Annotated in this window: 18 protein-coding genes; 8 read left to right on the top strand and 10 right to left on the bottom strand. The window is 60.0% G+C overall.

Features of this window, described 5'->3' with window-relative positions; all coding sequences use genetic code 11:
• Positions 1–7 precede the first annotated feature (7 nt).
• Positions 8–1,273: an arsenic transporter gene (locus CFII64_RS05175; RefSeq protein WP_020289715.1), complete on the top strand. Its 1,266-nt coding sequence runs from the start codon at positions 8–10 to the stop codon at positions 1,271–1,273.
• Between the two features lie 9 nt (positions 1,274–1,282).
• On the opposite strand, the gene CFII64_RS05170 is transcribed toward CFII64_RS05175, so the two are convergent.
• From CFII64_RS05170 to CFII64_RS05130, 9 genes are all read right to left on the bottom strand, one after another.
• Positions 1,283–3,562, bottom strand: a complete 2,280-nt coding sequence (locus tag CFII64_RS05170) for an EAL domain-containing protein (protein WP_020289714.1) — start codon at positions 3,560–3,562, stop codon at positions 1,283–1,285.
• Positions 3,563–3,904: 342 nt separating this feature from the next.
• Positions 3,905–4,306, bottom strand: coding sequence for a 4-carboxymuconolactone decarboxylase (gene pcaC / locus CFII64_RS05165; RefSeq protein ID WP_020289713.1), 402 nt, complete (start codon positions 4,304–4,306; stop codon positions 3,905–3,907).
• Positions 4,307–4,320: 14 nt separating this feature from the next.
• Positions 4,321–5,109, bottom strand: coding sequence for a 3-oxoadipate enol-lactonase (gene pcaD, locus CFII64_RS05160; protein WP_020289712.1), 789 nt, complete (start codon positions 5,107–5,109; stop codon positions 4,321–4,323).
• 91 nt (positions 5,110–5,200) lie between these two features.
• Entirely contained in the window at positions 5,201–6,580 is a 1,380-nt protein-coding gene (locus tag CFII64_RS05155) for a 3-carboxy-cis,cis-muconate cycloisomerase (protein WP_044901174.1), read from the bottom strand.
• Positions 6,570–7,919: an MFS transporter gene (locus CFII64_RS05150; RefSeq protein ID WP_020289710.1), complete on the bottom strand. Its 1,350-nt coding sequence runs from the start codon at positions 7,917–7,919 to the stop codon at positions 6,570–6,572. Before CFII64_RS05150 ends, CFII64_RS05155 begins: the two co-directional genes overlap by 11 nt.
• Positions 7,920–8,000: 81 nt before the next feature.
• The gene (gene pcaG, locus CFII64_RS05145) at positions 8,001–8,603 is read right to left on the bottom strand and encodes a protocatechuate 3,4-dioxygenase subunit alpha (RefSeq protein WP_020289709.1); all 603 of its coding nucleotides are present in this window, start codon (positions 8,601–8,603) and stop codon (positions 8,001–8,003) included.
• A gap of 12 nt (positions 8,604–8,615) precedes the next feature.
• The gene (gene pcaH / locus CFII64_RS05140) at positions 8,616–9,335 is read right to left on the bottom strand and encodes a protocatechuate 3,4-dioxygenase subunit beta (RefSeq protein ID WP_020289708.1); all 720 of its coding nucleotides are present in this window, start codon (positions 9,333–9,335) and stop codon (positions 8,616–8,618) included.
• Between the two features lie 138 nt (positions 9,336–9,473).
• On the bottom strand, positions 9,474–10,403 hold the full coding sequence (gene pcaQ / locus CFII64_RS05135) for a pca operon transcription factor PcaQ (protein WP_020289707.1): 930 nt from the start codon (positions 10,401–10,403) through the stop codon (positions 9,474–9,476).
• A gap of 32 nt (positions 10,404–10,435) precedes the next feature.
• Entirely contained in the window at positions 10,436–11,308 is an 873-nt protein-coding gene (locus tag CFII64_RS05130; RefSeq protein ID WP_020289706.1) for a helix-turn-helix domain-containing protein, read from the bottom strand.
• Between the two features lie 125 nt (positions 11,309–11,433).
• Between CFII64_RS05130 and pobA the strand changes: the two genes are divergently transcribed.
• Positions 11,434–12,618, top strand: coding sequence for a 4-hydroxybenzoate 3-monooxygenase (pobA, locus tag CFII64_RS05125; RefSeq protein WP_020289705.1), 1,185 nt, complete (start codon positions 11,434–11,436; stop codon positions 12,616–12,618).
• Between the two features lie 276 nt (positions 12,619–12,894).
• On the opposite strand, the gene CFII64_RS05120 is transcribed toward pobA, so the two are convergent.
• On the bottom strand, positions 12,895–13,584 hold the full coding sequence (locus CFII64_RS05120; RefSeq protein ID WP_020289704.1) for a dihydrofolate reductase family protein: 690 nt from the start codon (positions 13,582–13,584) through the stop codon (positions 12,895–12,897).
• A 304-nt stretch (positions 13,585–13,888) separates the two neighbouring features.
• Here CFII64_RS05120 and CFII64_RS05115 point away from each other — a divergent pair, with 304 nt between their 5' ends.
• The 6 genes from CFII64_RS05115 (at position 13,889) to gabT (ending at position 21,363) form a co-directional block, all read left to right on the top strand.
• Positions 13,889–14,941, top strand: coding sequence for an ABC transporter substrate-binding protein (locus tag CFII64_RS05115; RefSeq protein WP_020289703.1), 1,053 nt, complete (start codon positions 13,889–13,891; stop codon positions 14,939–14,941).
• A gap of 393 nt (positions 14,942–15,334) precedes the next feature.
• On the top strand, positions 15,335–16,261 hold the full coding sequence (locus tag CFII64_RS05110) for an ABC transporter permease (protein ID WP_020289702.1): 927 nt from the start codon (positions 15,335–15,337) through the stop codon (positions 16,259–16,261).
• Positions 16,262–17,056 carry an ABC transporter permease gene (locus CFII64_RS05105; RefSeq protein WP_020289701.1) on the top strand — a complete coding sequence of 265 codons (795 nt, stop codon included), beginning with the start codon at positions 16,262–16,264 and terminating at the stop codon, positions 17,054–17,056.
• A gap of 137 nt (positions 17,057–17,193) precedes the next feature.
• Complete coding sequence (locus CFII64_RS05100) at positions 17,194–18,654, top strand: NAD-dependent succinate-semialdehyde dehydrogenase (RefSeq protein WP_020289700.1); 1,461 nt, start codon at positions 17,194–17,196, stop codon at positions 18,652–18,654.
• A gap of 93 nt (positions 18,655–18,747) precedes the next feature.
• Positions 18,748–19,836, top strand: coding sequence for an ABC transporter ATP-binding protein (locus CFII64_RS05095; RefSeq protein ID WP_020289699.1), 1,089 nt, complete (start codon positions 18,748–18,750; stop codon positions 19,834–19,836).
• A gap of 234 nt (positions 19,837–20,070) precedes the next feature.
• Complete coding sequence (gene gabT, locus CFII64_RS05090; protein WP_020289698.1) at positions 20,071–21,363, top strand: 4-aminobutyrate--2-oxoglutarate transaminase; 1,293 nt, start codon at positions 20,071–20,073, stop codon at positions 21,361–21,363.
• Positions 21,364–21,380 lie beyond the last annotated feature (17 nt).

Below are 21,380 nucleotides of genomic sequence, written 5' to 3'. Positions count from 1 at the left end.
AGATTCAATGCCTGCATTCGACCCGTCAACGGCCATCTGGATCGTGGCCGCCCTGGCCACCTGTGGCGTCATTCTGCGTCCGTGGCGCGTGCCGGAATTTGTCTGGGCCATGGGCGGAGCCATTGTGCTGACGGTATCCGGACTGATCCCGCCGCACGTCGCTTTGCACGCAATCGGCGAGGGCCTGGATGTTTACCTGTTCCTGATCGGCATGATGGTGCTGGCCGAACTGGCCCGCCAACAGGGGCTTTTCGACTGGCTGGCGATGTATGCGGCGCAACATGCGCGCGGTTCGGGGCAGCGCCTGTTCGACCTGGTGTTTCTGGTGGGCACGCTGGTGACGGTGTTTCTCTCCAACGACGCGACAGCGGTGGTCTTGACGCCTGCGGTGTACGCGGCGGCGCGAGCGGCCAAAGCCGAACCCTTGCCCTATCTGTTCGTCTGCGCGTTCATCGCCAACGCGGCGAGCTTCGTCCTGCCAATCTCCAATCCGGCCAATCTGGTGATCTTCGGCAGCCATATGCCGCCCTTGCTGACCTGGCTCTGGCATTTCACCTTGCCGTCGATTGCCGCCATCGGCCTGACGTATCTGGTGCTGCGTTTCACCCAGCGCGCCAATCTGCGTCAACCGCTGGAAACCACCATCACCCTGCAACCGCTGTCCAGCGGCGCGCGCCTGACTGCGTTTGGCATCGTGTTGACCGCCATTGTGCTGCTCAGCGCATCGGCGCTTGGCGTGCAGCTGGGTTTGCCGACCTTCTGCGCCGGTATCGCCACAGCGGGCCTGATTCACCTGCGTCAGCGACTGAGCCCGCTGCCGGTGCTCAAGGGTGTGTCGTGGGGCGTGCTGCCCTTGGTGGCCGGGTTATTTGTGCTGGTGGAAGCACTTGCGCAGACCGGGCTGATCAATCAACTGGCCCACGCGCTGCAAACTCTGGCGGAACGCTCCAGCGGCCAGGCCATCTGGGGCGCCGGGGTGTTGGTGGCGATTGCCAGCAACCTGATCAACAACCTGCCAGCCGGATTGATTGCCGGGTCCATGGGCCACATCGCGCAGCTGCCCACGGAAGTCACCAGCGCGTTGCTGATCGGCGTGGATCTGGGCCCCAATCTGTCGATCACCGGTTCGCTGGCCACCTTGCTCTGGCTGGTCGCGGTGCGCCGTGAGGGCGAGAATGTCAGCGCTTTCACTTTTCTGCGCCTGGGTATTCTGGTGATGCCGCCCGCCTTGATTGGCGCGCTGGCGGCGTTGTCGATTACGGCGGGCGGATGATACGTCGGCCTATTTGAGCAGGTGTTCAGCCGACTGGTTGAGGCTTTCCAGCAAACTAGTCAGTTGCTCCGCTACCAGCGGTGGACTCAGCAGATAACCCTGCACCGATGGGCACTGCATGCTTTGCAGCATGTGCAATTGCGCGGTGGTTTCGATGCCTTCAGCGGTAATGTCCAGTTTCAGGGTCTGGCCCAGACCCAGAATGCTCTGGACAATGGCGACCGTGCGTTCGGAGGACATCATCCGCGAAACAAACGAGCGATCAATCTTGATCGCATCAATGGGGTAGCGATCAATGTAGCCCAGCGAACTGTAGCCGGTGCCAAAGTCATCCAGTGCCACCTGTACACCCAGAGCGCGCAGTTGCTCCAGTATTTCACCGACCACCTCAGGTTCATGCAGGAACACTGTTTCAGTGATTTCGATCTGCAATGCGTGCGCACTGAATCCTGAAACCTGCAAAATCTGCCGAAGTTGATCAAGGTACCCCGGCTGCTTCAATTCCCGACCGGACACATTGACATTCAAACGCAGATTCAAGGCCGGGAAGCGCTGTTTCCAGCCCTGCAAGTCACGGCATGCGCGCTGCATGACCCACTGTCCCAGCTCGTGAATGAGTCCGATATCCTCTGCGACCGAGATGAACACCTCGGGCGGCACGATGCCGCGCAATGGATGCGTCCAGCGGGCCAGAGCTTCAACGCCTTTTATCTGCCCGCTGGCGACGTCATAAATGGGCTGGTAGTACACGGCAAACTCTGCTCGTGCCAGTGCCTGACGCAGCGCGTTCTGCAATAACAATGACTCGACGGCTTCGTCGCGCATTGAACTGTCGAATATCGCCCAGCGCCCGCTGCCCTTTCTTTTTGCCGCATACATGGCAACGTCGGCGTCACGTAAAAGGTCCTCGGGCGTGCAATGGTTATGGCCGACCGTGACGATACCGATGCTGCATGAGGTAAATAATGCCTGTCCTTCGATGGATACAGGCGCCTGCAACTGCTGAATGATCCGTTCGGCCATCTCGACGGCGTACGATTGCCGCACATCACCGGTCAATAAAATCGCAAACTCATCGCCGCCTAATCGCGCCAATACGTCCTGCGCTCTCAGGCAACTTTCCAGCCGACGGGCAGTGAGCGTGAGCAAAAGATCACCTGCCCGGTGTCCCAGGCTGTCGTTGACCATCTTGAAGCGGTCCAGATCGAGAAATAACAGCGTGGCTTGCGGTAACGCTCCCGGCTCGTTCTGACTGAACACTTCAGCCAGTCGGTCCATGATGAACGAGCGGTTGTACAGCTGCGTCAGGCCGTCATGAAAAACGGCATAAGCAAGTTCCTGACCGATGCGTTCGCGCTCGATCAAGCGGGTTTCGAGCAAGACTCTTTCAGCCTTGGCGATCTGCGCTTGAGCGGCCAGATCTTCGACGGCCTTGCGTTCGCTGATATCACGCTGAACCGAAACCCAGTGCGTAAACCAGCCCTTTTCGTTGGCGACCGGCACAATACTTAGTTGCACCCAGAACTTACTGCCATCGCGGCGCGTATTGAGCAGCTCTACTTCAATCGGCTCCCAACGCTGCAGTGACGCGCGGATCTTATCCAGGGTCTTGCGACAGGTTTCTTCGCATTGAAGAATGCGCGGGGTTTTGCCCAGAACTTCGCTTTCACTAAAACCGGTAGTGGAAAGAAACGCAGGATTGCAATAAACAATACGCGGGCCGGGTTCATCAATCGGTTCAGCCTCTGAAATAAGGATCGCATCCTTGGCATTCACCACGACGGATTCCAGGAGTCGCAAGCGCTCGATAACCGCGTTGTTGTTCTGCATGGCGCCGGCGTTATTGCTGATTTCCAGCCGACAGGCCAACTGAGCGGCGTGAGTATGCAAGGTGTAAATCTGCGCCGGGCTCAGCGAATCCTGGGCTCCCGTGTTCGTCACCAGCAACAGCCCCAACAGCGCGCCTGCATCACCGCGCACTGCTACGCAAGCCATGAACTGCAAGGCCGGATTGCCCAGCCCCGCAAGCGTCAACGTCGGGCTGGAACGTGGCTGCTGCGTGTCGAGAATCAATAGATCTTCTTCTGTGACGGCGGCAGCAACCGCGTTGATGAAAACAGTATCGACACGCCGTGGATAATCCGGACCAAAGTGGGCCAGCAACTCCCACTCATTGTCGGCATGAACCAACAACATGGCACTGGCGCAAACTGCCGAATAGGCGGCTGCTTGTACCAACCGCTCAAGTTCGCTCAGTTTTTTGCTATCGGATAGGGCTATGGCACGCATGACGACCGACCTCTTGATACACAGCGAATAGGACAAGCGGTATGTATCCAGGCAGACGTCAAATAATGCCTTGCGCATCATGATGCCAGTTTGCCAGCCACACCAGCACTTATTCAGAATGTATTGAGGTCTGGTTCTAATACAAGACATAAAGTCTTGTTAAACCACGATCCACAGGTAACAAGCTTAATTAAATCAGGTAATAAGCGTTGTATAACGCCTGATACCTTCAAACAGATAGCCCGCAGTAAACTTTTCAACGCAAGCCGATGGCTTTAACGAAACAGCCTCTGGCGTTCTGAGCGACGGGCACACTGCGTCCTGTCGCTGCAGCGATTCGCTTTACTGCGCCGGATTCAGCGACTCCACGCCCATTTCGTCCCAGACTTCTTCGGCCAGATGAAACGTGGCATTGGCCGCTGGAATGCCGCAGTAGATCGCGCTTTGCATCAGCACTTCCTTGATCTCGTCGCGGGTCACGCCATTGTTCTTCGCTGCCTTCAGGTGCAGGCGCAGTTCGCCCTCGCGGTTCATGCCGATCAACATGGCGATGGTCACCAGGCTTCGGGTATGCCGTGGCAAGCCCGGCCGGGTCCAGATATCACCCCAGGCATGCCGGGTGATCATTTCCTGAAACTCTTCATTGAATGGCGTGAGTTTCTTCAGGCTGTTGTCGACGTGGGTATCGCCCAACACTGCGCGACGCACTTGCATGCCCGCTTCGTAACGTTGCTTCTCGTCCATCCTGTCCTCCGGTTTCAAGCTGTTAGAAAGGCCAGCACGCGCTCATTGAACGCAGCGGCGGCTTCGACACTGGAAAGGTGCGCCGCATTCAACTCGACATAGTGCGCATCGGTAACCTGCTCGACCAGATAGCGCCCGTCGGCGGGCGTGGTGACTGGATCCTGAGCGCCACTGACCACCAGCACCGGCAGCGAGATCGCGCCCAGCTGCGCACGGAAATCCGCGTCACGCACCGCCGCACAGTTGGCCGCGTAACCCTGGGGCGAGGTCTGCGCAAGCATGTTCACCAAGGCCTCCACCTGTTGCGGCTGCGCCGCGATAAATTCCGGGGTAAACCAGCGTGCAATCGTCGCTTCGCGCAGCGCCTGCATCCCGGCGACACCGTCGCGCAATACGCCTTCTATGCGCGGATTCCAGATCTGTGGGCTGCCGATTTTCGCGGCGGTGTTGCACAGCACCACACGCTTGAATCGTTCAGTTGCGTTGATCGCCAGCCATTGGCCAATCAGCCCGCCCATGGACAGACCGCAGAACGAAACCTGCTCCAGTTGCAGTGCATCCAGCAGTGCCAATACGTCATGGCCATTCTGCTCGATGCTATACGGACCTTCGCTCACCAGCGACCGGCCATGCCCGCGCGTGTCGTAACGCAAGACCTGGAAATGCCCGATGAACGCCGGAATCTGTGCGTCCCACATATGCAGATCGGTGCCCAGCGAATTGGAAAGCAGCAGTACCGGCGCGCCTTGTGGACCGTCGAGCTGGTAATGCAGATCGCCGTCGGAGAGGTGAATGAAAGGCATTGGAGGCTCCTTCAGATTTCAAATGGAATAAAGGTGCTGTAGGAGCCAACTTGTTGGCGAGCTTTGGATTGCCTGGCCAACAAGTTGGCTCCTACAGAGGTTTCAGTGCTTCATGCTCCGCCATCGCCCGTTCCACCCAACGTCCGGCCTGCCCCAGGTAGTTGGCGGGGTCGAGCAGCTGATCCAGCTCAGCAGTGGACAGTTCGGCGCTGACCTGCGGATGTTGACCCAGCACCTGCCGCAGATGGCTGCCCTGCTCCACCGCGCTGCGACAGCATTGTTCGATCAGATGATGGGCGGCATCGCGACCCAGACGTTTGGCCAGCGCTATGCTCACCGCTTCGGCCAGCACCAGGCCTTTGGTCGAATCGAGGTTTTCCAGCATCCGCGCGGTGTCGACTTCCAGTTCCGGAATGACCTGCAAAGCCTGCTGCAACGAGCCGGACACCAGACAGCACAGGTCCGGCAGGGTTTCCCATTCGGCATGCCACAGGCCCAGGCTGCGCTCGTGCTCCTGGGCCATGGCGGCGAACATCGTGGCGACCAGTCCCGGGGCACGCACCGAGGCACCGATCATCACCGCTGCGCCAACGGGATTGCGTTTGTGCGGCATGGTCGAGGAACCGCCCTTGCCCGCCGCTGCGGGTTCGAACAGCTCGCCGACTTCGGTTTGCATCAACAGGCTGATATCCCGACCGACCTTGCCCAAGCTGCCAGCGATCATGCCCAGCAGGCTGGCGAACTCCACCAGCCGGTCGCGATGGGTGTGCCAGGGTTGCTCGGGCAGCGTCAATTGCAGGTCCCGCGCCAAGGCTTCGGCCACCGCAAAACCCTGGTCGCCCAGCGCCGCGAGAGTGCCGGATGCGCCGCCAAATTGCAGGCTCAGCAGGCGCGGTTTGATGTCCATCAAACGCTGGCGGTGCCGGGTTACGGCGCCCAGCCAACCGGCGATTTTCATGCCTAGGGTTACCGGCGTTGCCTGCTGCAACCAGGTGCGCCCGGCCAGCGGCGTCAACGCATAGCGTCGGGCCTGTTGCGCCAGAGAATCCGCCAGGTTGCCCAGATCGATTTCCAGCAGTTGCACCGCCTGGCGCAGTTGCAGGATCAGACCGCTGTCCATGGCGTCCTGACTGGTGGCGCCCATGTGCACGTAACGTTCGGCGACGCGATTGCGCGCGGCGATCTGCTTGCCCAGCGCCTTGACCAACGGGATTGCCGAGTTGCCGGCATTGACCACGGCAATCGCCAACTCATCAAAATCGAACAGCTCGGCGCGGCAGGCGGCTTCGATGTCCGCGACCACTTCAGCCGGGATCAATCCGATGCTGGCCTCGGCCCGGGCAAGCGCGGCTTCGAAGTCGAGCATGCCCTGCACCCGACCGTGATCGGAGAACACCTCGCGCATAGCCGGTTGCGTGAAGTACGCGTCGAAAAGCTGATTCACGTCTGTCGTCCTTATGTCAGGTGGCATCCGAGTGGCTGACCCAGCCTTTGATTACCACAGCAATTGCCGCGACCGCCGCAGGCACGACCAGCGCAGTCAGTACCTGTTCGAAATTCCAGCCCAGGCCCAACAAGGTTGCCCCGGCCCACGCGCCAAGAATCGCGCCGAAGCGTCCGATACCGAGCATCCACGAAACACCGGTGGCGCGGCCTTGTGTCGGGTAGAAACGCGCCGCCAGGGAAGGCATGGCCGATTGCGCGCCGTTGACGCACATCCCGGCCAACAGCACCAAGGTTGCCAACACCGCGACGTTGCCCAGGCTTTGACCCACCAGCCAGGCAAATATCCCGGCCAGAAAATAAGCGATACCAATCACTTTGTGGGGGTTGTATTTGTCCATCGCCCAGCCCACGCCAACCGCGCTCAGCACACCGCCGAACTGAAACAGCGCGCCGATGAATGCCGATTGTTCCATGCTCGCGCCGCTGTCGCGCATCAGGGTCGGCAGCCAGCTGGTGAGCAAGTAGACAATCACCAGCCCCATGAAATAGGTCAGCCACAGCAGCAAGGTGCCAGCGCTGTAAGTACCGGAGAACACCACTTTCAGGACATTGCGGCTGCGCACGGTTTTCTGTTCCGGCACGCTGAAATCCTTGGCGTTGGCCACTTCCAGTGGCGAGATCGGCGCCAGCACCTTGCGAATGCGCTCCACGCCGCGATTGCGTACCACCAGGAACCGCGCCGATTCCGGCAGCCAGAACAACAGCACCACACTCAGCAGCAGCGGCAGAATCCCGCCGAGCATCAGCAGGCTGTGCCAGCCCAGGGCCGGGATCATTTTGGCGGAGATGAAGCCGCCGCAAGCCATGCCCAGATTGAAGCCGCAGAACATGCTGGTCACCAGCAGCGACTTGAGTCGTTCCGGGGTGTACTCCGAGAGCAGCGTCGTCGCATTGGGCATGGCAGCGCCCAGGCCGACGCCGGTCAACAGGCGCAGGATCAGCAATTGGTCGATGTTGCTGCTGTAAGCCGACAACAGGCTGAAGACGCCGAATATAAACACCGCAACGACCAGCACGACCTTGCGGCCGAAGCGATCCGCCAATGGCCCGGAGCCCAAGGCGCCAAAGACCATGCCGATCAGCGCAGCACTCATCACCGGGCCCAGGCTCGCGCGATTGATGCCCCAGTCGACGCTCAATGCGGGCGCGATAAAGCCCATGGCCGCAGTGTCCAGGCCGTCGAGAAAAACAATCAGAAAACACAGCGCGACCACCCGCCATTGGTAGCGGGACAAGGGTTGGGCATTGATGAAAGCCTGCACATCGAGGGTGCCGGCCTCCGGGAAGCGAGCCGAAAGTGTCATGGTTGTTCCTTTTATTATTATTGGGGTGGTCCGCTGCAGCGGCCCCCCTTATGCACGCGTTTGCTACACAACTTGCCCAGATCAGAAGTCGAAGAACACCGTTTCATCCTCGCCCTGTACCCGAATATCAAACTGATAGGCCAACTTGCCGTCGATGCTGCACCGCTTGGCGATCAGCGTTTCCCGGCGCGCCGGTTGCTCGATCAGGTTCAATACCGGATCAATCGCGTTGGCCTGGGCTTCATCGTCGAAGTACAACCGGGTTTGCAAATGGATGTTGATCCCTCGGGCAAACAGCGACAGGTTGATGTGCGCGGCCATCGGCGTACCGGCGGCATTGAGCACGATACCTGGCTTGATGGTATTCAGCAGCCACTGGCCATCCTCGCCCGTGGCGGTACGACCAAAACAGTTGAAGGGCTTTTGCGGATCATAAATCGGGTCGTAAACACCCTGGTGATCGGCCTGCCAGAACTCCAGGAAGGCATCGCGAATCAAGTGGCCGTTGCCATCGTAGACATTGCCTACCAGCACGATATGTTCCCCCGGCGCGTCGGCCGTGGCCATTTCATGGGCGATTTCCAGATCCCGGGGCGGGTTGCCCGCCGCTTCCAGGGCCAGGCCGATATGCACGTACGGGCCGGCGGTTTGCGAAGGGGTTTCAGGCAAAAGTTGAACGGGCATGCTCGTGCCTCCTCAGCGGTTTTCGAAGTGCGTGCTGCGCTGGCCGCGCAGGACGATGTCAAAGCGGTACGCCAGGCAATCCATGGGATTAGCCATGCCCATGTCAAGCCGGGCGATCAGGCTTTGCACGGCTTCCGGGTTGACGATGGACTTCACAATCGGGCAAAGCGGGATCAGCGGATCGCCTTCGAAATACAGCTGGGTGATCAAACGTGTGGCAATCGACGGGCCGCTGACCGAGACGTGGATATGCGCCGGCCGCCAGTCATTGGGGCCGTTGCGCCACGGATACGGGCCCGGTTTGACGGTGCGAAAACTGTAGTTGCCGTCACGATCCGTCAGGGCGCGACCGACGCCGCCGAAGTTAGGATCGATGGGCGCCAGATAAGCATCACGCTTGTGACGATAACGCCCGCCCGCGTTGGCCTGCCAGATCTCCACCAGCGTATGCGGGACGGGTTTGCCGTATTGGTCGCAGACCCGACCGGCAACGATGATGCGCTCGCCAATCGGCAAGCCGCCACGGTTGAAGTTCAGCAGCAGATCGTTGTCATGCACGCCAAAATTCAGGTGGGAAAAATCAGGACCGGTGGCTTCGGAAACGGATTGCGGAATGCTCACCAGCGCTTGTTTTGGCGAGCGCAGGATCGAGGTCTTGTAATCGGGGGTCAAGGCTTTGGGGTGCCAGTTTCGGTCACGAATGACAAAACGGCTGCTGTCTGCTTCAGACATCGGCTTCTCCCTGGTTTTTATGAGGAGTTTTAAGTGGCGACATGACCGCTGAGGACGATGCACCAGGCTGTAGCCCAGTGTCACTTGCCTTGAACCAAACCGAAATTGAATAAAATGACGCGATCCATATCCATATGGTTATGGATGAGGGTCTTTGCCGTAGTCGTCGCCCACTTCCCGCAGCACATCCACGCACCACTGCGCAGCCTTGGAAAGTGGTAACGCCGGATTGCTGCAAATGCCCACCGAGCCGCCGGGTTCACGAATGCCCAGTTCCAGCTCGCTCAGCTCGCCGCTGTTCAAGTCCAGCTGCACCGCGTCAAACGGCGCGATCCAGATGGCATCGCTGCACTGCACATAGCGACGGCTCAAGGTCAGCGACAAGGTTTCCAGACGCTGGCGCGGCGGGCTGATGCCATATTGCACGAACAGGCTGTCGGCGAATTTGCGAATGGTGGTCCCGGCCAATGGCAGCACCATGGGGAAATGTTCCAGGCTTTCGCGCTGCACCACACCTTGCAGCAACGGATGGTCGCGGCGTACCACCAAGGTCATCGACTCGCTGTACAAGTGCTCGAAGGTCAGGCCCTGAATCAACGGACTGTCGGTCATGCGCCCGACCACCAGATCCAGCTCGCCAACCCGTAATTGGGACAGCAGATAAGCGCTGGGCCCGGTCATCACGCTGACGATCAGCGCCGGATGCCGGGCATGCAGGCGACACACCACTTCCGGCACCAGCTGGCTTTCGACGGTCGACAGCACGCCAAGGCGCGCGGTCACCGGTTCATGTTCGCCGGATCGCAGGCTGTTCACCCCTTCGCGCAAGGACTGCACGCTCGGACCGGCGAAGCGCAGAAACGCCACGCCCGCCTCGGTCAACGCCGCGCCACTTTTACTGCGCACAAACAACTGCGTCGCCAGCAGAGTTTCCAGCTCCTTGAGGGTTTTGGACAGCGCTGGCTGACTGATCGCCAGTTGGTCGGAAGCCCGGGCCAGACTGCCTTGGCGGGCAACTTCAAGAAAACACACCAGATGGCGAAACTTGATTCGAGTATCAATATTCAACGCAGTATTCGCCTTCGAGAGAAAGCATCCGCTCAACGCTGGATGCGAAAGTGCTTGGGTGACTGGCCGGTACAACGTTTGAAAAACCGCGAAAAATAAGCCGGTTCGGAAAAACCCAGCCGGTCGGATACCTGATTGATGGTCAACGTGGTGTAGACCAGGTCGCGCTTGGCTTCCAGCAGCAAGCGCTGATTGATGATCTGCAAGGCCGACTGCTCAGTCAGTCGCCGACACAAGGCATTCAGATACGCGGCGCTGATACCCAGTTGTTCGGCGTAACGCTCGATAGGCCAGTGCTCACGAAAGTGCACACCGACGGCGCGAGTGAACGCCTGCAAATGCTCCCGGCCGCGCTCCCGGGATCGCAGGTCCTGGGGCGCATGCTCAAGGCTGCGGCGACCCAGCCAGATGGACAACATCGTGATCAGCGATTGCAGCATCGAATCGCGCCCGGGCTTGTGCTGAGCATACTCATCGATGATCGCGGCAAACAGTGTATCCAGTGGTTGCCGCTGTTGGCTGTCAACGGCATGGCAGGCTGCGACGCCCAGTACCGCAGCATCCAGCGCTGCGTTCAGCTGATCAGCCAACGGTTGCGCCAGGCTGAGAATATAGCCCTGAATGTCTGCGGAAAAACTGAAGCGGTGCACGCTCAACGCCGGGATGACTTGCAGCGCAGCCGACTCCACGTAGCGAACGACATCTTCCACATACAACGTCGCCGACCCGGACTGCACGTAAAGCAGCTGCACCAGATCGCTGTGGGCATGGGAACGGATTTCCCAGTCATGCAGCTTGCTGCGCTCCGGAATCGACTCGCAATGAATCAGGTCCGGTGTGGGCCAGGCGCTGGTTTCGCCGTAAAGCTTGAAGACCGGAACGGCCGTTGCGGACGGTTTGCTCATGCCGCCTCCGTTGAAAAGCGCTATGAAAAGTCCATGAAAAGCAGCGAATAATGTCTTCAATCCCGATCTTTAGCCACCAAAAATACAGGACACAAAAATAACAGCGTCGCGCAAGGACCACTCCAATGAAAACTCAAGTCGCCATTATTGGCGGCGGGCCGTCCGGCCTGCTGCTCGGACAACTGCTGCAACGTGCCGGTATCGACAACGTCATCGTCGAGCGCAAGAACCCCGATTACATCCTGTCGAGAATTCGCGCCGGGGTGCTGGAACAAGGCATGGTCGACCTGCTGCGCGAGGCCGGCGTTGCTGCACGCATGGATCAGCACGGCATGGTTCACGAAGGTTTCCAGTTGGCTTTGGGTGATCGCTGCGAACGCATCGATCTCAAGCACCTGACCGGCGGCAAAACCGTCATGGTCTATGGCCAGACCGAAGTGACCCGCGACCTGATGGACGCTCGCGCCGAATCCGGGGCCGTCACCTTCTACGGTGCAGAAAACGTCCAGCCCCACGGCATGCAAACCGACTCGCCGTTCCTGACCTTCGAGCACGACGGGCAAAGCCTGCGCCTGGACTGCGATTACATCGCCGGTTGCGACGGTTTCCATGGGGTTTCCCGGCAGAAGATCCCCGCCGAGAGCCTGGAGATTTTCGAGCGGGTTTATCCCTTCGGCTGGCTCGGCATACTCGCCGACACCCCGCCGGTCGATCACGAATTGATTTACGCACGTCACGCACGCGGCTTCGCCCTGTGCAGCATGCGTTCGCCCACCCGCACCCGTTATTACGTGCAGGTGGATGCCGGGGAAAAAGTCGAAGACTGGTCCGACGAGCGTTTTTGGCAAGAGCTCAAGAGCCGTCTACCTGCGCCTGTTGCAGAACGCCTGATCACCGGGCCGTCGATAGAAAAAAGCATCGCGCCGCTGCGCAGTTTTGTCGTCGAACCCATGCAATACGGACGTCTGTTTCTGCTCGGCGACGCGGCGCATATCGTGCCGCCCACCGGCGCCAAAGGCCTGAACCTGGCGGCCAGCGACGTCAGTACGCTGTACCGCATCCTGCTCAAGGTCTACCGGGAAAACCGCACCGACTTGCTGGAGCGCTATTCGCAGATCTGTTTGCGCCGCGTCTGGAAAGCCGAGCGCTTTTCCTGGTGGATGACGTCCATGCTGCACAGGTTCCCCGACCACGACGCCTTCAGTCAGCGCATTGCGCAAACCGAACTGGATTACTTCGTGGGCTCGGAAGCCGGGCGCAGGACGATTGCGGAAAATTACGTCGGCCTTCCCTACGAAGAGATCGACTGAGGTTCGATGTATCGCTTGGCGACTGCTACAAAACCACATTGAAAATCAAGCAAAAATCGCGAAATTTGTCGCTGCTCATTTCCTGACCATCGCCCGAAACGCCCGGCCCGCCGGGCTTTCACATTCTTATCCACAGACATACCCCCACTTTCCGTGGACAACTTTATTCACTCGTTCAACAAAAGATTTGCCAGCCCTGTCAAGGACATTGCTGCAAACGAGTGATGCCGACCCTCTTTCGAGGGAAATGCTTGACCTGACTCATTTCACCGCCGATCAATCCGGGCGGCTGTAACGCAACCAGACGCCACCGCCGTCCTGTACCTCTGCCGAAACCAGTTTCAGGTAGGTCGGCTGGGTCCATGCTTCAGTACCCACCTCGAAGGAGGCCGGATGCTCGCCGCGACCGTCGATCAGCGGCAGGATCAGCACACTGACCTCATCCACCAACCCCGAATTGACGAAGGCACCGCTGACGTGCGGACCGCCTTCGACGATCAGGCGTTTGCTGCCCAGTTCCCGGGAAAGCGTTTCGACGACGTAGGCCAGATCGATGTCGATCTTGCCGCCAAACATGTAGGACACCTGAATGCTTTGCAGATACCCCAGGTAATCATCGGAAACGGTTTCGGCCACCACTTCGACCACATGGGAACCCAGCGCCTGATTGGTTTTCCAGGCGACTTTGCCATGGGGATCAATGGACACGGCGTAGCTGGAAGCATTGCGGTCCGCGAAGTGATCCGTGCGGGGAATGGGCGAGAGGTTCAAGCCACGAGGGTAATCATCGCCATGGGCGATTTCCTGCATGGTCACACGACCGCAGATCCAGGTATCGAAGTTGAAGGTTTTCGCCAACTCTTCATAAAGGTCGCCAGCGGCTTTCTTGAACGGACGTTCCCAGCCGTCAGTCAGGGCGTGGCCGTCGATGGACGACATCATGTGGCAGATGACATAGGGCTTCATGGTTCAGGCTCCGGGCGTTATTCAGTGATTCGCCAAACGGCGACGCTGTAATACCGACCCGATCTGGCAACCGATAGTTCGCAGCGTTCAAGGCTGAGCGGCGCGCCCCTGCCGGTTCGCCCCAAGCCAGCGCAGGAGATGCTGCGCGTCCCGCTGATTTCGACATATTGCGCTTATTTGCAGTGAATTCGAGCCCGCTTTGGTTAGGCCGATGCCAGTACATTAACGTTGCAGGGTGCCGCAGAGCGACCTGAGAACAAGCAAAAAATCGCCTCCAACACCTGCCAACCACTGGGAGTCCTTCATGACAACATCTGGTATCCGTGCATTCAAACTCGCTGGCCTGGCGCTATTGACCAGCAGTGCAACCCTGGCCTTCGCCGAAGACATCACCTTTGTTTCCCAAGGCGGGGCGTATCAGGAAGCGCAAAGCAAGGCGATCCTCGAACCTGCGGCGAAAAAGCTCGGCTTGACCTTGAAGCAGGACAGCTCGCCCAAGGCCTACCCGATCATCAAGACCCAGGTTCAAAGCGGCAAAGTCACCTGGGATGTCGTCGACCTGCCGACCGGCGACTGTATTCGCGGCGAAGAAGAAGGCCTGTTCGAAAAACTCGATATGGCACTGATCCCCAATGCCGCGCAATTGCCGGCGGACGTGAAAGACGACTACAGCGTCGGCTATATCAGCTATTCCACGGTTCTGGCGTACCGCACCGACGCCTTCAAGGGCAAACCAGCCCCCAAGACCTGGGCCGATTTCTGGGACACCAAGAAATTCCCCGGGCAACGCTCGCTGCGCAATCTGCCGCGCCCTACCCTGGAAATCGCCCTGATGGCCGATGGCGTAGCGCCGGACAAACTGTATCCACTGGACGTTGAACGCGCGTTCAAGAAGCTGGAAGAAATCAAACCGCATATTTCCACCTGGTGGACCTCCGGCGGCCAGTCGGCGCAGCTGATCAGCGACGGCGAAGTGGACATGATCCAGGCCTGGAACGGCCGCATCACTGCGGTGCAGGCTGATGGCGCACCGGTTGCCTTCGATTACAACCAGGGCGTGCTGGAAACCAACTCGCTGTGCGTGCTCAAGGGTTCGCCACACAAAACCGCCGCCATGAAGTTCGTCAATGAAGCCATTGATGCGAAGTTGCAGGCTGCGCTGCCGATGATCATCGATTACGGCCCGCTCAACCCGGAAGCCTTCAAGACCGGCACCATCCCCGCCGAGCGCGCGGCGAAGCTGCCGTCGGCCCCGGAAAACATGTCGCGCCAGGCCCTGCTCTCGGCCAAATGGTGGGCTTCCCAGGATGGCGTGAAGGCCGAAGAGCGCTGGTTGGCGTTTGTGCAGAAGAAATAACAGCAGCGCACCCGCTCACAATTGAACGGTAGGACCGGCTTTAGCCGGGAGGGCAATGGTCCTGACGACGGACCTGCCTCGAATGGATTGACCTCCTCCCGGCTAAAGCCGGTCCTACAGCAAGCCTCGCTCCAACGGGCTTTGTTTGGCCGCAAGCCGCGGTGTAGACAGCCCAACGCAGGACATGCCGTCAGCCGACCCTATTACGCAATAAAGCGCTTCGCCACCGGGGATTTGTGGCCGCTTCATCCGCCGTCATCTCGGTACATTACAGGCTGCATGGTCCCGCAGAGCGACCGAAAACAACATGCCCGCTTTCAGAATCTGCCCCTTCCTCGGGAGTCCTCCACATGACAACACCCAAGCACTGCGCACTTCAGGACGGAGGCCGATATGTCCAATGCCTACCTCGCTAAAACCCTGCCTGGCTCTGGCAACCCTCAGCAGCCGCCCATGACCACCACTCAGGCGCTGGCCCGGGAAGAACGCAAAGAAAACACCTCGATGCTACTTTTGCTGGCACCCGCATTGTTCATGGTCGTGGTGCTGCTGATCCTGCCGATGTGCTGGCTGGCATTTCAGTCCGTACAGACCGAAGAAGGTTTCTCGCTGGCCAACTACGTGCGGATCTTTCAGGAGCGCATTTACTGGGACACCTTTGCCCTGACGTTCAAGATCAGCTTCATGGTGACCATCCTTTCCATCGTGCTGGGCTTCCCCATCGCCTACGCCGCCTCCCGGCTGCACGGTTTCTGGGCCAACCTGATTCTGGTCTGCGTGATCATCCCGTTCTGGACCAGCGTGCTGGTACGTTCCTATGCATGGCTGGTGCTGCTGCAACGACGCGGCCTGGTCAACCAGACGCTGATGGATCTGGGCATCATCGATCAGCCGCTGAACCTGATGCACAACACCACCGGCACCGTGATCGGCACGCTGCACGTGATGCTGCCGTTCATGGTTCTGCCGCTGTACTCAGTGATGAAAAAGATCCCGCAAGACTTGCTGCAGGCCTCGGAAAGCCTCGGCGCCAAGCCGTTCTACACCTTCCGCCGGGTTTTCCTGCCCATGGCCGCGCCGGGCATCATGGCCGGTTCGATTCTGGTGTTCGTGATCTGCCTGGGCTTTTTCATCACGCCTGAGTTGCTCGGTGGCGGCCGCACGATTCTGGTGTCGATGCTGGTGCAGCGCAACGTCGAGCTGTACCACGCCTGGGGCGCCGCGAGTGCGGTCGGTCTGGTGCTGCTGTTTGTGGTGTTCCTGATTTTCTGGGGCATCAACCGCTTCATTCCTATCGAACGCATTCTGGGAGCGCGCTAAATGAAACTCCTTGCCAACCTGCGTCATGTGAAGCTTTCCCAGGTGCTGTTCACGCTGCTGGTCGCCGCGATCCTGTTGTACCTGATCATCCCGGTGCTGATCGTGGTGCCGATGTCGTTTTCTGAAGCGCGGTTCCTGCAATTCCCGCCCAAGCAGTGGTCGTTTCGCTGGTACGAAGCGTTCTTCAACAGCGCCGAATGGATGTCTGCGGCCAAAGTCAGCCTGATCACCGCGACGGCGACCATGGTCGTCAGCCTGCCGGTGGGCATGGCGGCGGCCTATGCCATCAACAGTTCAAGCCTGCGGGTGATTCGCACCCTGCAGATCATTCTGCTGCTGCCGATGATGGTGCCGATCATCCTGATCGCCGCCGGGGTGTTCTTCGTTTATGCGCGGGTCGGGCTGATCAGCACGCTGACCGGACTGGTGCTGGCGCACATCATGCTCGCCCTGCCCTACGTGATCATCGCCTTGCTGGCCGGGCTGCGTAACTTTGACATGTCCCAGGAAATGGTCGCCCGCAGCCTGGGCATGAATCGCTTTCGCGCGTTCATGGCCGTGACCTTGCCGCAGATCAAGCCGAGCCTGGTGTCGGCCACGCTGTTTGCGTTCATCACTTCGCTGGATGAAACCGTGGTGGCGCTGTTCATTTCCGGTGGCGACAACCAGACCCTGACCAAGCGCATGTTCACCGCGCTGCGCGATGAAATCGACCCGACGATTGCGGCAATCAGTTCGCTGCTGATTCTGGCGTCGTTGCTGCTGGTGGTGATTGCCGGGCGCAACAAGTCATAAACCAGAGCCGGTCAATTGTGCCGCCGACGCAACGAATTCGGCATTTGCACATCATTCCAGCGCCTATCTCGGCATCGGGCGCTGGCTGGACATTTTTACAATGAGTCCATCGTCCGGACCTTCAAGGCATTCTGATCATGTTGAAAAGCACACTGCGTGACCCTTCTCTGCTCGTCGAGCGCGCCTATGTCAACGGCAGCTGGATCGAGGCCGACGATGGCGCCACCATCGCCGTGACCAATCCCGCCGATGGCAGCGTTATCGCCCATGTCCCGGCCTTGCAGGCGGCTGAAACCCGCCGCGCCATCGAAGCCGCCGAGAGCCGTTTCGTCACCTGGCGCGAAGTGCCGGCCGCCGAGCGCGCGCGTTATCTGGAAGCCTGGTATGCGCTGATCCTGGAAAACCAGGAAGACCTGGCCTTGATCATGACTGCCGAACAGGGCAAGCCGTTGAGCGAATCCCGTGGCGAAATCGGCTACGGCGCCAGCTTCGTCAAATGGTTCGCCGAAGAAGCCCGACGCATCTACGGCGACACCATTCCGGCGCCCACTTCTGATCGGCGGATCGTGGTCCTCAAACAACCGATTGGCGTAGTCGCGGCGATCACGCCGTGGAATTTCCCCAATGCAATGATCACCCGCAAATGCGCCCCGGCGTTGGCTGCGGGCTGCACCGTATTGGTCAAACCATCGGAAATGACCCCGCTGTCAGCCCTTGCCCTGGCGGTATTGGCGGAACGGGCAGGCATTCCGGCCGGAGTGTTCAGCGTGCTGACCGGCATGCCGGCCGGTGTCGGTGGCGAGATGACCAGCAATCCAGCAGTACGCAAGCTGTCATTCACCGGTTCGACCAGGATTGGCAAGTTGCTCATGAGCCAGTGTGCCGACACCATGAAGCGCCTGAGCCTGGAGCTGGGCGGCAACGCGCCGTTTATCGTGTTCGACGACGCTGACCTGGATCTGGCGATTGCCGGCGTCATGGTCAGCAAGTTCCGCAATGCCGGGCAAACCTGCGTCTGTGCCAACCGCATTCTGGTGCAGGACGGCATTTACGACCGGTTCGCCGAGCGCCTGAGTCAGGCAGTCGCGCAATTGAAAGTCGGCGACGGCCTGGCCGAAGGCGTGACCATCGGCCCGCTGATCAACGCTGCTGCGGTGGAAAAGGTCGGTCATCACATCGGCGACGCCCTGGAAAAAGGCGCGAGCATCGCCATCGGCGGCATGCCCCAAGGCACCGGTCTGTACGTGCAACCCACGGTATTGATCGACGCCACGCCGGACATGCTGCTGGCCAGCGAAGAAACCTTTGGCCCGGTCGCCCCGCTGTTCCGCTTCAAGGACGAAGCCGAAGCGCTGGCCATGGCCAACGCCACGCCTTACGGCTTGGGCGCCTATTACTTCACCCAGGACATCCGCCGCGCCTTTCGCGTCGGCGAGCGTCTGGAGTTCGGCATGGTCGGCCTCAATACCGGAGTCATCTCCATGGAAGTCGCGCCGTTTGGCGGCATGAAGCAATCCGGCACCGGCCGCGAAGGCTCCAAGTACGGTCTGGACGAGTTCCTTGAGATCAAGGCCTGGCACATCGGCGGTTTGGGCTGAACACATTTGCTTGAACCTTGCACGCCTCAGGGCTGTGTTCACATTGCAAGCAGCAACGCCGACAGCTTCGGTGCCCTGCAAAGGAGACGCTTCATGAATTTCACTGAAGGTTTTGAATCGGTCAGCGTCAATCAGGTCTGCAAGGACTACGGCAGCCTCAAGGCCCTGAACAATGTCAGCCTCAAGGTCGAGGCTGGCGAGTTCATGTCGCTGCTCGGCCCGTCGGGCTCGGGCAAGACCACGCTGCTGAGTATTCTCGGCGGCTTCATTCGGGTCAGCTCCGGGAGCATTTATTTCGGTGAGCGCGACGTCACGTTGATGCCGCCGCACAAGCGCGAAATCGGCGTGGTGTTCCAGAACTACGCGCTGTTTCCGCACATGACGGTTGGCGAAAACGTCGCCTTCCCGTTGCGCGCCCGGGGCGAAAGCGCCAGCAAAAGCCGCGACCGGGTCAAACAGGCATTGGCGACGGTAGAACTGTCGGGCTACGAAGAACGCTCGATTGCCGCGCTTTCCGGTGGCCAGCGCCAGCGCGTCGCCCTGGCCCGGGCGATAGTTTTCGAACCCAAGCTGATCCTCATGGATGAACCGCTTTCAGCGCTGGACAAACAACTGCGTGAAACCATGCAGATCGAACTGCGCGCCCTGCACAAGCGCCTGGGCGCGACCATGATCTACGTGACCCACGATCAACGCGAAGCCCTGACCATGAGCGACCGCATCGCGATCATGCGCGGCGGCCAATTGGTGCAGGTCGATACGCCGCGTCGCCTGCACGATCATCCCAGCGATGACTTCGTTGCCAGCTTCATCGGCGAAAGTACCCTCGTGCCGCTGCAACGCAGCGCCGGCAATGGCCTGTCGCTGGGCAGCACGGCACTGCGCACTACGCGCCCGGTTCCGGCCTCCGGCGACCTGTTCCTGGCGTTGCAATCGGAAAAACTCATGCTTGACAGCGACGCCGCCGGCCCCGAGTGGAACCGCCTGCGCGGGCGGATTTCGGACATCGTGTTTCAGGGCGAAAGCCTCAAGGTGTTCGTTGACCTGGAAGGCGGTCCTACCGTCAGCCTGCGCCAGCCCAGCCACCACGAAGGCAACCTCAGCCTGCCGCCGATTGGCGCGCTGATGTCCATGCGTCTGCACCCGGAAGACACCATCGTGGTGCCGAGGGCGGTGGTTTAGATCCGCAATCCCAAACCGTAGGACCGGCTTTAGCCGGGAGGACGTTCTCGCGGCTGAAGCCGCTCCTACGGTTCGCGTTTGCCCTGTCCAATTACCAACAGCGAAATATTTCGTAACCCGCCTGCAAAACAGTCGATCACAGCACTGCCTGCGCCAAGTTCAGCGCTTGTCACCCGCGACCAATCCTTATCCTGAGCACATCACTTGCCGAGCCCGGCGCACATGGAGATCGAGATGAATTCTGCACTGACTGAAAACCAACGCCTGCTTGCCCTGCGCGAACGGCACATTCCGCGCGGTATCGTCACCGCTCACCCGGTGGTCGCCGCCCGTGCCCAAGGCGCAGAACTGTGGGACGTGGACGGCAAGCGTTACCTGGATTTCGTCGGCGGCATCGGCGTGCTCAACGTCGGTCATAGCCATCCGCGCGTCGTTGAAGCGGTACGCAGCCAGGTCGGGGACATCTCCCACGCCAGTTTTCAGGTGGTTGCCTACGAAACCTATATCGAAGTGGCCGCACGCCTCAACGCCATGATCGGCGGTGACGAGCACTACAAAAGCGTGCTGTTTACCTCTGGCGCCGAAGCCGTGGAAAATGCGATCAAGATCGCCCGGGGCTACACCAATCGTACGGGGGTGATTTCCTTTCGTGGCGGCTTCCACGGCCGCACCTTGCTGGGCGTGACCCTGACCGGCATGAGCCAGCCGTACAAACAGAATTTCGGGCCCTTCCCCGCCGAGATCTATCACGCCACGTACCCCAACGCCTATCGCGGCATCAGCAGCGACGACGCCCTGGCGGAACTCGACGAACTGTTCGCCACCGACGTTGCGCCAGACCGCGTGGCAGCGATCCTCATCGAGCCGGTGCAAGGCGATGGCGGCTTTCTCGCTGCGCCAAAGGAATTTCTCCAGGCCCTGCGCGAACGCTGCACCAGACACGGCATCGTGCTGATTCTCGACGAAATCCAGACCGGTTTCGGGCGTACCGGCACGATGTTCGGCTTCCAGCATGCCGGCATCAAACCCGACCTGGTGACGGTCGCGAAAAGCCTGGCTGGCGGCATGCCGTTGTCCGGCGTGGTCGGGCGTGCAGAAATGATGGACGCGCCCACTCCGGGTGGCCTGGGCGGCACTTATGGCGGTAACGCCGTGGCGTGTGCAGCAGCGCTCGCGGTGATGAAGATTTTTGAAGAAGAAGACCTGCTGGCCAAAGGCGAAGCCCTTGGCGCGCAGCTGCACGAAGGCTTGCTGGCCTTGCAGAAACGCTATCCACGAATCGGCAACGTGCGCGGTCTGGGCTTCATGCAGGCCATGGAAATGGTCGCCGACGACGCCCGGCAAAGCCCGGACGCGGCTCTGGCGCAAACCGTCATCGACCACGCCCGCGATGCTGGCCTGCTGGTGATCAAGTGCGGCGTGCATCGCAACGTGGTGCGCTTTCTCGCGCCGTTGGTGACCAGCCCCGCGCAAGTGGCAGAAGCCTTGCAGATGCTCGACAGCGCACTGGCCGCCGCCGGAGCCTGACCCGCCGTTCGCCCGAC

Source organism: Pseudomonas sp. CFII64 (genome assembly GCF_000416235.1).
In the GTDB taxonomy this organism is placed as follows: Bacteria; Pseudomonadota; Gammaproteobacteria; order Pseudomonadales; family Pseudomonadaceae; genus Aquipseudomonas.
The sequence above is the reverse complement of the archived record's forward strand: the minus strand, read 5'-3'. Positions and strand labels throughout refer to the sequence as shown.